The organism is Thermococcus marinus (genome assembly GCF_055389025.1).
Genome location: NZ_AP042417.1, coordinates 1,020,874 through 1,035,492 on the forward strand (window position 1 = coordinate 1,020,874; position 14,619 = coordinate 1,035,492).

At 55.6% G+C, this 14,619-nt stretch carries 18 protein-coding genes; 9 read left to right on the top strand and 9 right to left on the bottom strand.

Going from position 1 to position 14,619, the window contains the following annotated elements:
- Positions 1-25: 25 nt before the first annotated feature.
- The 6 genes from ACZ5ER_RS05665 to glmM all read left to right on the top strand — a co-directional run bounded on the left by ACZ5ER_RS05665 (position 26) and on the right by glmM (position 5,727).
- On the top strand, positions 26-970 hold the full coding sequence (locus tag ACZ5ER_RS05665) for a ribonuclease Z (protein WP_464935026.1): 945 nt from the start codon (positions 26-28) through the stop codon (positions 968-970).
- Positions 967-1,680 carry a TraB domain-containing protein gene (locus ACZ5ER_RS05670; RefSeq protein WP_050002966.1) on the top strand — a complete coding sequence of 238 codons (714 nt, stop codon included), beginning with the start codon at positions 967-969 and terminating at the stop codon, positions 1,678-1,680. The genes ACZ5ER_RS05665 and ACZ5ER_RS05670 overlap by 4 nt, the downstream gene beginning before the upstream one ends.
- Positions 1,664-1,846 (top strand): KH domain-containing protein, encoded by a 183-nt coding sequence (locus tag ACZ5ER_RS05675; protein WP_050002967.1) that lies wholly within the window; start codon positions 1,664-1,666, stop codon positions 1,844-1,846. Before ACZ5ER_RS05670 ends, ACZ5ER_RS05675 begins: the two co-directional genes overlap by 17 nt.
- 71 nt (positions 1,847-1,917) lie before the next feature.
- The gene (gene pgiA, locus ACZ5ER_RS05680; RefSeq protein ID WP_464935118.1) at positions 1,918-2,484 is read left to right on the top strand and encodes a glucose-6-phosphate isomerase; all 567 of its coding nucleotides are present in this window, start codon (positions 1,918-1,920) and stop codon (positions 2,482-2,484) included.
- Between the two features lie 189 nt (positions 2,485-2,673).
- Positions 2,674-4,035: an ADP-specific glucokinase gene (locus ACZ5ER_RS05685; protein ID WP_464935119.1), complete on the top strand. Its 1,362-nt coding sequence runs from the start codon at positions 2,674-2,676 to the stop codon at positions 4,033-4,035.
- Positions 4,036-4,356: 321 nt separating this feature from the next.
- A complete protein-coding gene (gene glmM / locus ACZ5ER_RS05690) occupies positions 4,357-5,727 on the top strand; it encodes a phosphoglucosamine mutase (protein ID WP_464935027.1) in 1,371 nt (456 codons plus the stop codon).
- A 125-nt stretch (positions 5,728-5,852) separates the two neighbouring features.
- Here the strand turns inward: glmM and ACZ5ER_RS05695 are convergent, their stop codons facing one another.
- The 5 genes from ACZ5ER_RS05695 to ACZ5ER_RS05715 form a co-directional block, all read right to left on the bottom strand.
- Entirely contained in the window at positions 5,853-6,653 is an 801-nt protein-coding gene (locus ACZ5ER_RS05695; RefSeq protein WP_050002972.1) for a proteasome assembly chaperone family protein, read from the bottom strand.
- Positions 6,650-6,829 (bottom strand): RNA-protein complex protein Nop10, encoded by a 180-nt coding sequence (locus tag ACZ5ER_RS05700; RefSeq protein ID WP_050002973.1) that lies wholly within the window; start codon positions 6,827-6,829, stop codon positions 6,650-6,652. The genes ACZ5ER_RS05695 and ACZ5ER_RS05700 overlap by 4 nt, the downstream gene beginning before the upstream one ends.
- A gap of 2 nt (positions 6,830-6,831) precedes the next feature.
- Entirely contained in the window at positions 6,832-7,653 is an 822-nt protein-coding gene (locus ACZ5ER_RS05705) for a translation initiation factor IF-2 subunit alpha (protein ID WP_050002974.1), read from the bottom strand.
- A gap of 83 nt (positions 7,654-7,736) precedes the next feature.
- The gene (locus tag ACZ5ER_RS05710) at positions 7,737-7,934 is read right to left on the bottom strand and encodes a 30S ribosomal protein S27e (RefSeq protein ID WP_050002975.1); all 198 of its coding nucleotides are present in this window, start codon (positions 7,932-7,934) and stop codon (positions 7,737-7,739) included.
- A gap of 3 nt (positions 7,935-7,937) precedes the next feature.
- On the bottom strand, positions 7,938-8,222 hold the full coding sequence (locus ACZ5ER_RS05715; protein WP_050002976.1) for a 50S ribosomal protein L44e: 285 nt from the start codon (positions 8,220-8,222) through the stop codon (positions 7,938-7,940).
- Between the two features lie 166 nt (positions 8,223-8,388).
- On the opposite strand from ACZ5ER_RS05715, the gene ACZ5ER_RS05720 reads away from it, so the two are divergent.
- Entirely contained in the window at positions 8,389-8,952 is a 564-nt protein-coding gene (locus ACZ5ER_RS05720) for a hypothetical protein (RefSeq protein WP_464935028.1), read from the top strand.
- Here ACZ5ER_RS05720 and ACZ5ER_RS05725 read toward each other — a convergent pair.
- Together ACZ5ER_RS05725 and ACZ5ER_RS05730 are read right to left on the bottom strand one after the other, a co-directional pair.
- A complete protein-coding gene (locus ACZ5ER_RS05725; RefSeq protein ID WP_050002978.1) occupies positions 8,942-9,523 on the bottom strand; it encodes a LysO family transporter in 582 nt (193 codons plus the stop codon). The two genes, ACZ5ER_RS05720 and ACZ5ER_RS05725, sit on opposite strands and share 11 nt — an antisense overlap.
- On the bottom strand, positions 9,520-9,756 hold the full coding sequence (locus tag ACZ5ER_RS05730) for a hypothetical protein (protein WP_050002979.1): 237 nt from the start codon (positions 9,754-9,756) through the stop codon (positions 9,520-9,522). The genes ACZ5ER_RS05725 and ACZ5ER_RS05730 overlap by 4 nt, the downstream gene beginning before the upstream one ends.
- Before the next feature lie 231 nt (positions 9,757-9,987).
- Between ACZ5ER_RS05730 and ACZ5ER_RS05735 the strand changes: the two genes are divergently transcribed.
- Positions 9,988-11,187, top strand: coding sequence for an aminotransferase class I/II-fold pyridoxal phosphate-dependent enzyme (locus tag ACZ5ER_RS05735; protein ID WP_464935120.1), 1,200 nt, complete (start codon positions 9,988-9,990; stop codon positions 11,185-11,187).
- 36 nt (positions 11,188-11,223) lie between these two features.
- On the opposite strand, the gene ACZ5ER_RS05740 is transcribed toward ACZ5ER_RS05735, so the two are convergent.
- Positions 11,224-11,427 (bottom strand): MoaD/ThiS family protein, encoded by a 204-nt coding sequence (locus tag ACZ5ER_RS05740; protein ID WP_050002981.1) that lies wholly within the window; start codon positions 11,425-11,427, stop codon positions 11,224-11,226.
- Positions 11,428-11,438: 11 nt separating this feature from the next.
- Complete coding sequence (locus tag ACZ5ER_RS05745; RefSeq protein ID WP_050002982.1) at positions 11,439-12,350, bottom strand: hypothetical protein; 912 nt, start codon at positions 12,348-12,350, stop codon at positions 11,439-11,441.
- 81 nt (positions 12,351-12,431) lie between these two features.
- On the opposite strand from ACZ5ER_RS05745, the gene topA reads away from it, so the two are divergent.
- Positions 12,432-14,579 (top strand): DNA topoisomerase I, encoded by a 2,148-nt coding sequence (topA, locus tag ACZ5ER_RS05750; protein ID WP_464935029.1) that lies wholly within the window; start codon positions 12,432-12,434, stop codon positions 14,577-14,579.
- Positions 14,580-14,619 lie beyond the last annotated feature (40 nt).

Genomic DNA, 14,619 nt, shown 5'->3' on the forward strand with positions numbered 1-14,619 from the left:
TAAACCCTCCTGCGGAAGGGGATATATGCTTGAAGTGGTTTTTCTCGGTACCGGCGGGATAATGCCCACGCGCGAGAGGAACGTGCCTGCCGTGGCCATCAGGTATAAGGGCGAGATTCTGCTCTTCGACGTGGGGGAGGGCACGATACGGCAGATGAACACCGTGAAGCTCAGCCCCATGAAGGTTGACAGAATTTTCATCACGCACTTTCACGGCGACCACTACCTCGGCCTGGCCGCGTTAATTCAGACGATGAACCTCTGGAACCGCGAAAAGCCCCTCCACATCTACGGCCCGAAGTACACATTCGAGTTCGTCCAGCACTTCCTCAACAGCGGCTTTTTCAGGCCCGGCTTCGACATCCACGTCCACGAGCTCGGCGAGACGAGGCTGAAGTTCAAGGATTACGAGGTGTGGAGCTTCAAGGTGGAGCACGGGATTCCGGCTTTAGGTTACGTCTTCAAGGAAAAGGACAGGCGCGGAAAGTTCCTCCCCGAGAAGCTGAGGGAGTACGGCCTTAAGCCGGGCCCCATCCTCGGAAAGCTTGAGAGGGAGGGCAAGATAGAATGGAACGGCCGGACAATCCGCCTCGAAGACGTCACCGGGCCGAGGAGACGGGGGGTTAAGATAGCGTACACGGGCGACACAGAGCCGTGCGAGAGGGTGAGGCTGTTCTCGGAGAGGGCAGACCTGCTGATTCACGACGCGACTTACCTGAGCGGTGAAGACCGGGGCGAGAGCTACCATTCGACGGTTGAGGAGGCCTGTGAGGTCGCAAAGAAAGCCAGGGTGAAGCTCTTAGCGCTCCTCCACAGGGCCTTCCGGTACAGCTACGAGGAATACCTGAGCGGGGCTTCGAGGGCGTGCCGTGAATTCGGAGTGGACTTCGTGGTTCCGAGGGACTTTGACGTCCTGACGTACAGGTCTGGAGCCTGGCACAAGTCAAACCTGCTGGAGGGAGAGAGATGAACTACCTGCGCTACGTCAAAATCATAGGGACGATGCACGTCTCGCCAAGGAGCAGGGAAGAGGTAATAAGGACGATTTTGAGCGAAAGGCCCCACGCCGTTGCGATTGAGCTTGACAGGGCCCGGTTCCTTGGAATGGAGCAGAAGGTAGAGCTGACGCTGGAGGAGTCCCTGAAGCTTGGGAGGAGGGGGCTCATAAACTACGCCCTCGCCAAGGTTGAGGAGAGGCTCGGGGAGACCTTTGGAATGTCGCCGGGGGAGGAGATGAAGGCGGCAATCGAGTCCGCGAGGCTCCTTGGGGTGCCCGTGTATCTGATCGACGAGAACATCGGGGTAATCCTTGCAAAGATAGCATCTGCCCCCTTCAGGGAGAAGCTCCTGATGGCGCTGGAAGGCCTGAGCGTTTTTCTCCCCCTTGGAAAAGCCGAGATTGGAGACCCAATGGAGGAGTACAGGACGATGATGGTCGAGTTCAGGCGCCGCTACCCGTACCTCTACCGCGTTCTCGTCGAGGAGAGGAACGTGGTGATGGCCAGAAATCTAATCGCGATAGTTGACTCGCTCCTGGCGAGGGGAGTTAAGAAACCAAAGGTTATAGCGGTCGTGGGTCTCGGCCACAAACCTGGAATAGAGAGACTCCTGAACGGACGTTACGTTTATATGGTGCGGGACAAAACATCTCAGGGGATTGGCCATGAGGGACAGGCTTGAAAAGATGCTGAACGTGGAAATACTCGACATTGAGGAGACCGACGATAAGATTGTCGTCTACGTTCCCGCTGACAAGGTGAGGATAGCCGTTGGGAGCGGCGGTGCCGCCGTTAAGGCCGCCGAGCTTGTAATCGGGAAGAAGATTGAAGTCCGCGCCAAGGAGTGACTAACACTCCCGGTGATACAAAAGGGGAAAGGTTAAATAAACCTAATGTAGTGTTTTCTCCGGTGGTGCCAATGGAGTACAAGAAGCCCCTCGGTGTTAAGATTGAGGAGAACGGGGTAATCCCCGGCGCCAAGAAGCTCGTTAGAAGGCTCAGCGACATGAAGGGCTACTTCCTCGACGAGGAGGCCTACGAGGAGCTCCTCAAGGAAGACCCGGTCGTCTATGAGGTCTACGCCGTTGAGCAGGAGGAGAAGGACGGCGACCTCAACTTCGCCACGACCGTTCTCTATCCCGGCAAGGTCGGGAAGGAGTTCTTCTTCACCAAGGGCCACTTCCACGCCAAGGCCGACAGGGCCGAGATATACTACGGCATCAAGGGTAAGGGCGGAATGCTCCTCCAGACCCCGGAGGGAGAGGTCGAGTGGATTCCGATGGAGCCTGGAACCGTCGTCTACGTCCCGCCGTACTGGGCCCACAGGACAGTTAACACCGGTGACGAGCCCTTCATCTTCCTGGCGATGTACCCCGCCGACGCCGGCCACGACTACGGCTCGATAAAGGAGAAGGGCTTCGCCAAGCTCGTGATTGAAGAGGACGGCGAAGTCAAGCTCGTTGATAACCCCAGATGGAAGGAGTGACTTTTCTGCTTCCCCACTATTTTTAGTGCCGTGTTCTGGGCTTAAAGTCCGGCGCTACCTTTGAATAGTCAAGCCAATGAGTTCTCGCCGTTTCTTATTTTTCGTTTGGAAGCCTCGCCCTTCAGGACGGGAGGAACTCAGCGCAACCCTTATTAACTTTGGATAGTTACATCACCCCCGGTGATACAAATGACGTGGGACTCTCTTTATTCGTCGGCCTTTGAGGGGATTCGGAAGAGCATTGAAAAGGTCGGTGGAGTTCTCCTCGCATACAACACCAACATAGACGCAATAAGGTACCTCGACCCGAAAGACCTTGAGGAGAGGGTCGAGAAGGCCGGAAGGGAAGAAGTCTTCCGCTATTCTGAAGAGCTCCCGAAGAAGATAACCTCCGTCCAGCACCTCTTCGGTGGAATCCTCTGGAGCGTCAGGAGGGGGAAGGCCGCTGAGCTCTACGTTGAGAGCTGTCCCGTCCGCTTCTACATGAAGGGGTGGGGCTGGGACGAGCTCAGGATGGGCGGCCAGGTCGGAATAATGGCCAACCTCCTCGGAGGTGTTTACAACGTCCCTGTTATAGCCCACGTTCCCCAGCTCTCAAGGCTCCAGGCTGAGCTCTTCAAGGAGGGCCCGATTTACGTGCCCAAAGCTGAGAACGGAGAGCTCAGGCTCGTCCACCCTAAGGAGTTCCAGGCCGACGAGGAGAGCTGTATTCATTACATCTACGAGTTTCCCCGGGGCTTTAGGGTTTTCAACTTCGAGGCTCCCCGCGAAAACCGCTTCATAGCTTCTGCCGACGACTACAACCCGAACGTCTACATAAGGCCCGAGTTCAAGGAGGCCTTTGAGGAGATTGCCGGAAAGGTCGAGCTGGCGATAATAAGCGGCCTCCAGGCCCTCACCGAAGAGAACTACCGCGAGCCAATGGAGACGATAAGGGGGCACCTTGAGGTTCTCAACGAGAAGGGAATTCCTGCCCACCTTGAGTTCGCCTTCACGCCGGACGAGAAGGTCAGGGAGGAGATACTCAAACTTTTACCTCACTTCTGGAGCGTCGGCCTGAACGAGGTCGAGCTCGCCTCGATAATGGAAGTCCTCGGAGAGAAGGTCATCGCTGAGAAGCTCCTTGCCCATGACCCCGTTGACCCGGTAGCGGTCACCGAGGCAATGCTCAAGCTCGCCGAGAAGACTGGAGTGAGAAGGATACACTTCCACACCTACGGCTACTACCTCGCCCTGACCGAGTACAGGGGGAAGTTCGTTAGGGACGCACTCCTCTTCGCGGCTTTAGCTGCTGCCGCCAAGGCGAAACTCGGCGACGTCCGCTCGATAGACGACGTTGTCAAGGCGATGGACGTCCCCGTGAACGAGAAGGCCAGGGCCGTGGAGGAGAAGCTCGTCGCGGAGTACGGCATGAAGGACGGCATCGCGGAGGTCAACGGTTACCAGCTCGCATTTATCCCGACGAAGATAGTCGCGAAGCCCAAGAGCACCGTAGGAATCGGCGATACCATCTCAAGCTCCGCCTTCGTCGGCGAGTTTGCCCTCCGCTGATTCTCGGTTTCGTTTTTTCTGTTCCTTCCAATTTCTACGCCAAAGTTATAAAGTAATGGTCATAGTCCTATTACTATGTAAGGACAAGTCGTCATGTATTTGCAACGCTCAGAGGGAAGGAATGTGTTCCGAAGCCCGTCTCACGGTGCTTCCAAGCAGCCCACTATAACGGCCAACGAGTCTACGAGAACCTCTAGGAACGTGGAGAATTTGGCTGGAGATTAGTTGTATGCTTGAGAAAGATAGTCCGCTTTGAGGACGACTTCGGCAGGGGATAAAGTTTTAACGCTGTATATCACTGGGAGTGATAGGGGTGGTGATATGGGGAAGCTGTTCGGAACCTTCGGCGTCCGCGGGATAGCCAACGAGAAGATAACGCCCGAGTTCGCGCTCAAGATGGGAATGGCCTTTGGAACGATGCTCAAGCGCGAGGGAAGGGAAAAACCAGTGGTTGTCGTCGGCAGGGACACGAGGGTGAGCGGTGAGATGCTGAAGAACGCCCTCATCAGCGGACTCCTCAGCGTCGGCTGTGACGTCATCGACGTTGGGATCGCCCCCACTCCGGCCATACAGTGGGCCACCAACCACTTCAGGGCCGACGGCGGCGCTGTTATAACCGCTTCCCACAACCCGCCCGAATACAACGGCATAAAGCTCCTTGAGCCGAATGGCATGGGGCTGAAGAAAGAGCGCGAGGCGGTTGTTGAGGAAGTCTTCTTCAACGAGGACTTTGAGAGGGCGAAGTGGTACGAAATCGGCGAGGTCAGGAAGGAGGAGGTAATCAAGCCGTACATAGAGGCGATAAAGAGCAGGGTCGATGTGGAGGCAATAAAGAAGAGAAGGCCCTTCGTTGTCGTTGACACTTCAAACGGTGCTGGCTCTCTCACCCTGCCCTACCTGCTCAGGGAGCTTGGGTGCAAAGTCGTCAGCGTGAATGCCCACCCGGACGGCCACTTCCCGGCCAGAAACCCCGAGCCGAACGAGGAGAACCTCGGGGAGTTCAAGGAGATAGTCAAGGCCCTCGGCGCGGACTTCGGAGTTGCTCAGGACGGTGACGCGGACAGGGCAGTGTTCATAGACGAGAACGGACGCTTCATTCAGGGTGACAAGACGTTCGCTCTGGTTGCCGATGCAGTCCTGAGGGAGAATGGCGGTGGGCTCCTCGTCACGACTATAGCAACTTCCAACCTTCTCGACGACATAGCCAAGAGGAACAACGCGAAAGTCATAAGAACTAAAGTCGGTGACCTCATAGTCGCGAGGGCTTTGCTTGAGAACAACGGAACCATCGGCGGCGAGGAGAACGGTGGAGTCATCTTCCCGGACTTCGTCCTCGGAAGGGACGGCGCGATGACCACCGCGAAGATAGTCGAGATTTTCGCCAAGAGCGGGAAGAAGTTCAGCGAGCTGATAGACGAGCTCCCGAGGTACTACCAGTTCAAGACGAAGAGGAAGGTGGAAGGCGACAGGAAGGCGATTGTGGCAAAAGTGGCCGAACTCGCCAAAGCGAGGGGCTACACCGTTGACACCACCGACGGAACAAAGATAATCTTCGAGGACGGCTGGGTTCTGGTTAGAGCGAGCGGAACCGAGCCGATAATCAGGGTCTTCAGCGAGGCAAAGAGTGAGGAGACGGCCAAGGAGTACCTTGAGCTGGGCCTCAGGCTTCTGGAGGAAGTTCTTGGGGCTTAGTTCCTCTTCCACTTTTCCAGCAGTTTTCCTCTACTCCTAATCTCCCTTCTCAGAAGCAATGTGCTTTAGAACGAGTTAACTGGTTAAAAGCCGACACAAAACATGGAGAAAAGAAAGGAATGGCCTCAGAGATAACCCCTGTCCTCTTCCTCCGGAGCTGGGGGCATTGTCTGCTCGAGCATCGCCCTCTGCATCTCCTGAACCTTCTGGAGTATCTCCTCTGTCTCCTTTGCGCGCTCCTCGAGGGCGGTCATGTCGAGCTCTATTCCGAGTATCTTCGTGACCGCCGTCAGGACGGCCTTGGCGGCCTTAGCGTCAACGATGTAGCCGAGGCTCTCGCCGAGTATGCTTATACCGTACATCGAGCGGAGCTTGCCCATTCCGAGGAGAAGACCAGCCGCACCAACTATCGCTCCTCCCTCGTCTTCCCTCCAGACCACCTCGACGGAGCAGTCCTTGAGCTTCTCCTTGTAATAATCCACAAGCTCCTCGTGGGTTACTGCCGCTAAGACCCTCGGCTCACCCTGGAGTTCCGGCACCTGGTAGCCACCCATCGTTATTATCTCCCTGACGCCGAGTTCCTGAACGAGGTCGAGCATTTTCCCAACCACCTCATAGTGGCCGGGACTGTCCGTCGGTGGAACCTGCTGGTCGCCGGTGATGATGATTAGGTCCCTTCCGTTTTCGTCGGGGTTCACCCAGTAGTAGAACTCGTTTTTCATGAGTTCGACGATTGAGCCCTTCTTTATAATGACCTGGTGCATGAAGTGCGGTGAGTAGAGCTCGGCGAACTTTACCGCGTTGAGCTCTTGGATGAGGTGCTCGGCGGCGAGCTTTCCAACGAGGCCTATGCCAGGGAGGCCCTCTATGAAGACCGGATCCCTGAGCTGGGGCCTCTCGAGCAGGTAAATCATTGTTTCTTTCATTCTCTCACCCCTATACCGAGGACTTCCCGCTTCCACCTGCGCCTGTACTCGCCGTACGGGTCTTCTGGCGAGAAGCGCGGCGGGTGGGCTACCTTGGTCTTGGCCCCGCAGAGGGGGCAGGTCTCCTTAAGGGTGTAGCGCCCGCATTCGGGACACTTCCTTATGCGGAACCTCATCTTTACCTCCTCTTTATCTTCCTTATGCGCTTCTCCTTCCTTATGAGGGTCGCTTCGCCGCCCGCTTCCTTTATAACGCGGAGTATCTCGTCCGCTATGCTCTCAAGGACTTCCTCGGCCTTGTAGTAGTCTGGAGCTGTTATGTCAATCCTGTAGCGCGGGGCGCCCTGGTAGGTGAACTTGACGTCAATGTCCTTCTCTTCGTTTGCCCTGTCGCGGGCCCTTATGAGGGCCTCCTTGATTATCTCGATTCCGTTGGGCTTCGGGACGGTTATCTCGAACTCGGCATCGATGGTGACCGTCGGAATCTCGACGTAGGCCTCGATGATGGGCTTCAGGGCCTCAATCCACTCATCTGGGATAAGTCCCTGCAGAACCTCGATGCCGTTCTGGGCGGCGTCCTCAAATGCGGCGTAGACCTCACCGTACTCTTCTTCGAGGGGAACCCAGACCTCTCTCCAGGCCGTCTCGAAGTCCTTGCCGAGCTTTTCGGCCGCCATCTTGAGAAGGTTCTCGGCCTTCTGGGCGCGCTTGTACTCCTGGAGCTTGGCCTTCCTCTGCTGCTGGTTTACCCTCTTGAGGCTCAGGTCTATGTGGCCCTTCTCGGGGTCAACGCGGATGACCTTGACGACTACCTTCTGGCCTTCCTTCACGTAGTCCCTGATGTTCTTGACCCAGGTTGGAGCCACCTCGCTTATGTGCATGAAGCCCTCTTTACCGGGATACTCGTCAAGGGAAAGGAACGCTCCATACGGGTGGATGTTCTTGACGGTAGCAACGACAAACTCTCCCTCTTCGGGAAACTCCTTGGCTTTCCTTGGCATGAGAATCACCTCTAAATTTTTCTCTCCGAGAGGTTTACAAGAAGAGGTTTTTAAAAGTTTGGCGGAAGGAAAAAGGAAGGGAATCACTCAAGGACGTCGAGAATCTTCGCCTTGATGACGCCCTTACCGCCGGTCGGCTCGACGAGCGTTGCACCGCAGACCAGGCACCTGACCTTGGTCGCCGGGTGGCTGAAGACTATCTGCTCGTTGCCGCAGTCTATGCACTTGACGCGGAGGAACCTGCTCCTCGGCATCGGGATGAGGTTCTTCGGGAGCGCCATGCGTCACACCTCCACGAGCTCGAACTTCTTAACACGGAAGCCCTTTCCTCTGGTGTGGGCCTTGCCGCAGACGGTGCAGCGGAAGCGGAGGTCGAGCTTCTTGACCGGCTTCTCCCTTCCGGCCGGGTTCGGCCTCGGGAAACCGCGGTAACCCTTGAGGATTCTGCGGAAGCGCCTCTGACCCTGGCTGAGCTCGCTCCTTGGCCTCTTCTTGACCTTCTCTACCTTGTGGATGGTGTGCTTCTTACAAAACGGACAGTAGGTTCTTATCTGCTTCGGGTACTTCATCTCACCCACCTCCACGAACGGCCCGGTGGGTTCCTTCTTGGATACCCCCGAGCCATGAGCCGATGATTAGCTCGGATTTCCCGTTTGAGGTGGTGTTTAAAAAGCTTTTTCTCATCTCCGAAACTTTTAAATACTAAATGTTACTAAAAAGTAGCGGTGATGGAAGATGGGGAGGATTATAGACACGGTCAGGGAAGTGAAGAAGGTTGAGGAGAGGGCCGAGAAGGACTACAAAAAGCTTCTCAACGAGCTCAACAAGCCAGAGTACGCCGATTTGAGGGGTCTCATTCTGAGGCTTACCATAGACACAATCTTCCACAAGCGGCTGATGGAGGCCCTTGAAAAAGCCCACGAGGAGGCCATTGAACTTCTGGAGGAGTATGCCGCTGAAAGGTCTAATGAGGACTTCGTGTTAATCCCCGGTGTCCCGACTATCAGCATGCCCCTGGGGTTCGGCCCGATCGGGGCCAGGGTTCCGCCTGAGGACGTAATCGAGGAGTACCTCAAGGACTTTCCGACCGAAGTTGTCCTCCCGCACAACGCCAAGAAGCTGGTCGAGCTCCTCAAAAAGTACGCAGATGAAGAAAAGAAGATGAAGGATCTCTATGACAGGATAGCGAGGACGGCCTTCCACCCGGTCGTGAGGGAGCTGGCGAGGGAAATCAAGAGGAACGAGGAGCAGCATGAGACCCTCGTCAGGGGCCTGCTTGAGAAGTGCTCTAAAGACTGAGCACCAGGGAGACGGCAAAGGGGACAACTGCGGTTAGAATGAAACCGTGGACGAAGGCAACCAATGCCACCTCCCTTCCCCCGAATTTCGTTATTAGCGGCAGGGTCGTGTCCATTGTCGTTGCACCACCCATTACAACGGCCTTTTCTGGGTCGACCTTCTTTATGACGACCGGATAGAACAGAATCGTCAGGATTTCCCTCATCAGGTTGGCAAGAAAGCCGACTGCACCGTAGACCGCCGAGTACTGGGCTATCAGCGGGCCCGTCAGCGAGTACCAGCCGCACCCGGCCCCTATTGCCAGCCCCCAGCGGGGGTTTATCCCAAGGAGTAGAGATGCCAGAAGGCCCCCAAGTACTGAGCCAGTTAGGGCGACGATGGGTAAGATGAGGGCCTTACGCCCGACCTTCCTGAGCTCTTCAGCTTTGAAGTTCAGCCCGATGTCTATGCCGATTAGGAATATCAGGACGTAGAGCATCAGTTCGTAGGCGTTCCCGAAGTCCGGGGCGAAAAAGTGTCCAACTAGTATTCCTGCCACGAGGGACGTGAGAACCGGGTAGAGAAACCTCATTTGGCCACCTCCGCTAAAAGAAGGCTGCCCGCCACAGTGAAGACGGCAAAGATTGTGGAGACTCCGAAAAGCCAGAGGCCGTCAACGTGAACTTCGCCGGTCTTAACACCCAGGAAGAAAATCATCGCGAGTAGGGCGACGCTTGTAGGTATCTCCAGGTTGGGCTTCTTTCCGGCCCTTTTGAGCAGGTATCCCAGCAGGAGACCGGCGAGGAGCGGAATGAATATGTTCATGGTCGTGAGTCCTTCTCCGGGGTTGATAAAAGTATCGAATGGGCTCGGAGGGTGTTCACGTCATCATCTGTGAGCCCTCAGTTTGCTTGCTATTCTTCATCGCCCTTGGTGGCTTTGGAAGGGGGGTTTTAAACGTTTCCCGAAAATTCATCGCCGTTTGGCAGTTTTTGATGAAACTTTGAGGCCCAAGGTTTTTATGATGTGGACTTCAACATTCAACCGGTGATCCTAATGGTCCGTCCAGCCGAGAGGGCTATGGGTATTGAGTACGCTATCAGGGACGTCGTCCTCCCCGCAAGGGAGCTCGAAAAGAAGGGAATAAAGGTCATCAGACTCAACATAGGTGACCCCGTGAAGTTCGACTTCCAGCCGCCGAAGCACATGGTAGATGCTTACTGCAAGGCCCTCCAGGAGGGCCACAACTACTACGGCCCGAGCGAGGGCCTGCCCGAGCTTAGGGAAGCGATAGTGGAGCGCGAAAAGAGGAAGAACGGCGTTGATATAACCCCCGACGACGTCCGCGTTACCGCGGCTGTTACCGAGGCCCTCCAGCTCATATTTGGCGCGCTTCTGAACCCCGGAGAAAACATACTCGTCCCGAGCCCGAGCTACCCGCCGTACACCGGCCTCGTCAAGTTCTACGCTGCCGAGCCGAGGGAGTACCTCACCGTTGAGGAGAACGGCTGGCAGCCTGACATAGACGACATGAGGAAGAAGATTGACGAGAAGACGAAGGCCATAGCCGTCATAAACCCCAACAACCCGACCGGAGCGCTCTACGAGAAGAAGACCATCAAGGAGATCCTCGACCTCGCGGGCGAGTACGGCCTGCCCGTCATAAGCGACGAGATATACGACCTCATGACCTACGAGGGCAAGCACGTTTCCCCCGGCTCGCTCACCAAGGATGTCCCCGTCATCGTCATGAACGGCCTCTCCAAGGTCTACTTTGCCACAGGCTGGCGTCTTGGCTACTTCTACTACGTTGATCCAGAGGGCAAGCTCGACGAGCTCAGGGAGGCGATAGACAAGCTCATGCGCATAAGGCTCTGTCCAAGCACTCCAGCCCAGTTCGCGGCGATAGCCGGTCTTACCGGCCCGATGGACTACCTTGAGGAGTACATGGCGAAGCTCAAGGAGAGGAGGGACTACGTCTACAAGCGCCTCACCGAGATTCCGGGAGTCAGCACCGTCAAGCCGCAGGGAGCGTTCTACATCTTCCCGAGGATCGAGGAGTGCTCGAAGTGGAAGAACGACAAGGAGTTCGTTCTCGACGTCCTCCACGAGGCCCACGTGCTCTTCGTCCACGGCTCTGGCTTCGGAGAGGCCGGCGAGTGGCACTTCAGGATAGTCTTCCTCCCGCCGGTCGAGATACTCGAGGAGGCCATGAACCGCTTCGAGGAGTTTATGAGAAAGAGACTCGCGGAGTGAACCTCCAATTTTCCTTTTCTATTCATAAAAATGAGATTAACCGCCGGAAACAACTGGAATTACCTCGACCTGCGCCCCGTCTTCAACTCTCTCATCTTCCAGGGCTATTCTTCCGTTAACCCTTGCTATGGCGCTCTCGGTGTTGAAGCCGACCTCTTTGAGCAGGTCCTTGACGGTCATGCCCTCTCTCCACTCGACTTCCTTCTCAATCCCCCTTCCCAAGACTTTCACCTTAATCATCGCGCATCACCTCATGTGTAGAGCACAGTCCGCTTAAAGATGTCCCTGTGGTTTCCAAAGGCCTCAAACATTCTCCCTGAGTACGTCTCGACCGCTGATTCGAGGAGCTTGTTGAGGTTGTAGTTTATCTCTTCGCCCATCGGCATGTAGAGCGGTGCTGGCTCGTAGTAGTCCATTCCTTTAAGGAGCGACGTTGAGAAGTACCAGAGCGTTTTCTTAATTTTTCTGCCTCTAACAGGGGAAAAGCTGGCCTCACCTCCTCCGAATGACGCGTGGAGGACGATAATCTTTTCGACTTCTACTCCCCTGTTGAGGAGCCTCCTCCTCTCCGTGCTCTCCAGGTCAACTATCCTGTACCCGCTTCTAGTTGTTTCGTCGTAGTCTACTGAGACGCCGTAGATGTCCTCAATCCTAGGGTCGTAGACTAGAACCTCCGTCCCTCCGATGACGTAAATTTTTCCCTCACGGGCCTCAACTACAGTGTTCTCTGTGCTGAGGACGTCCAGACCTTCCGAGACTGCTATTGCTGACATAGTGCTCTTTCCGGTGTGGGGGTAGCCGACGAAAAGGACTGCCCTTCCGTCGGGGTTCATAACGCTTACAGAGTCCGTCATAAAAATTCTGCCCTTGCGCGCGCCGGCCCTTGCGGCCGCCTGGAGGAGGAAGAACACCGGTGCCTCGTTCTTGTATGCCGCGGGAACCCCCGACTCAAGCTTGTAGCGGTCCTTTCCGTTCACGTCGTACATGGAGCTGAAGACCCTGAAGGATTCCCCTTTAAAGCGCTCTATGAGAATGTCGGGCCTTATCTCCGCCCTGAGGACGTCCGGGAGGTAGCGCCGGGCAAAAAGTGTCCTAAAGCCGTCAACGAAGCCGTCGTCGAGCTCTCCACTGAAGAGAACACCGACTCCTCCGATGCTCAGCATTGTCATCAGCGACCCTTGGGCGGGAAGGTTATAAATCCTTCGTCGGAGAATTTTTATAGCCAGTCGTCAATCAGAGAGAGTATGGCAACTCTCATCATAGCTGAGAAGCCCAACGTCGCGAGGAAGATTGCCTACGCGCTGGCAGAGGGCAAGCCCGTGAGGAAGACGATAGGAAAGGTTAGCTATTACGAGTTCACCCGCGACGGAAAGAAGATAATAGTCGCCCCTGCCGTTGGCCATCTCTTCTCACTCGCTCCGAAAACGAAAACCTACGGCTATCCGGTTTTTGATATCGAATGGGTGCCAGTTTACGTCGCTGAGAAGGGCAAGAGCTACGCGAAAGACTACATCAAGGCCTTAGCTACCCTCGCGAAGAAAGCTGATGAGTTCATAGTCGCCTGCGACTACGACACCGAGGGAGAGGTTATCGGCTACACCGCTCTGAAATACGCCTGCGGTGTTGATCCTTCAAAAGCAAAGCGCATGAAGTTCTCCGCTCTCACCAAAAAAGATCTCCTCAAGGCCTGGTACAACCTCGAACCGACGATAAACTTCGGGATGGCCGACGCTGGAATAGCGCGCCACGTTTTGGATTGGTACTGGGGCGTGAACCTCTCAAGGGCCTTAACCTCGGCAATAAAGCGCGCCAGCGGAAAGTGGATGGTTCTCTCGACTGGTAGGGTTCAGGGGCCGACGCTCAAGTTCCTCGTCGAGCGGGAAAAGGAAATCCAGAACTTCAAGCCTACTCCATACTGGGTCATCAAGATGCTCCTTGAGAAAAATGGGGAGCAGTATACGGCCGTCTATGAGAAGGAGCGCATTCTTGATGAAAACGAGGCAAAGCGCATCGTCGAGGAGGCGAAGAAGGGCCCGGCCTTTGTTGAGAAGGTTGATGTAAAACAGCAGAACAGGAACCCGCCCGTCCCCTTCGACCTCGGAACCCTCCAGAGGGAGGCATACTCCGCCTTCGGCTATTCCCCGAAGAAGACTTTAGAGCTCGCGCAGAAGCTGTATGAGAAGGGTTACACGAGCTATCCGAGGACAAGCTCCCAGAAGCTCCCCAAGAACCTCAACTTCCGCTCCATTATCCAGAACCTTGCCAAGCTTCCTGAGTACAAGCCCTTCGCCCACGAGCTTTTGGGCAAGGAGAAGCTCAAGCCCGTCGAGGGCAAAAAGGAAGACCCTGCGCACCCTGCAATATATCCGACGGGGGAGCTCCCCAAGCAGGGTGAGCTTACGAAGGACGAGGCCAACCTTTACGACCTCATCGTCAGGCGCTTTTTAGCCCTCTTCATGGAGCCGGCCGTTAGGGAGATAATGAAGGTCATAATAAATTCAAACAACCACCGCTTTATCCTGAGCGGGGCAAGAACCCTTAAAGAGGGCTGGCTGAAAGTCTACGGCAAGTACGTCAAGTTCGATGAGGTAATCCTCCCTCCATTCAATGAGGGCGAGCCGGTTAAGGTAATCCAGATAAAGCGCGAGAAGAAGAAGACGAAGCCGCCGGCGAGGTATTCTCCAGCGGCAGTTATAAAGAAGATGGAAGACCTCGGCATCGGGACTAAGGCAACGCGCGCGCAAATCCTTGAGACCCTCTACCAGAGGGGCTACATCGAGGGCAAGAAGAAGATAAAGGTCACCCCCCTCGGCATGCGCGTCGTGGAAGCGCTTGAGAAGAACGTGCCGGACATAGTGAGCGTCGAGCTGACGAGAGCCTTCGAGGAGAAGATGGAGGAGATAATGGCCGGGAAGGCGAAGAGGGACGAAGTCATTGAAGAAAGCAAGGAGCAGCTCATCAAGATACTCAAGGTCTTCAAGGAGAAGGAGCTCGACATCGGGAAGATGCTCCTTGAGACCACAGGAACGGGAGTCACCACGTCAAAAACTAATGCCAAAAAGGCCGGTGCGGTAAAAGAGCTCACCGAAGAGGGAGAGAAAGCAGTTGAAAAAGCCGTGGATACAGGGAAGCGGAAAAAGCCCCTTGTGGTTGGAAAGTGCCCCAAGTGCGGCGGCGACCTGGTAATCCGCTACAACAGGAAGACGGGCAAGCGCTTCGTCGGGTGTTCCAACTGGCCGAAGTGCAACGTCACCTATCCAATCCTCCAGCGCGGGGAGGTTATCCCGACCAACAAGACCTGCTGCAACGGTGCCCCGGTCGTGAAAATCCGCGAGAAGAACCGGGAGTATGAGATCTGCCTCGATATGAACTGCAAGGACTGGAAGCGATAGCCTTATCTCATCTTACGGAGAGTCTGTATTATGTGTGCCG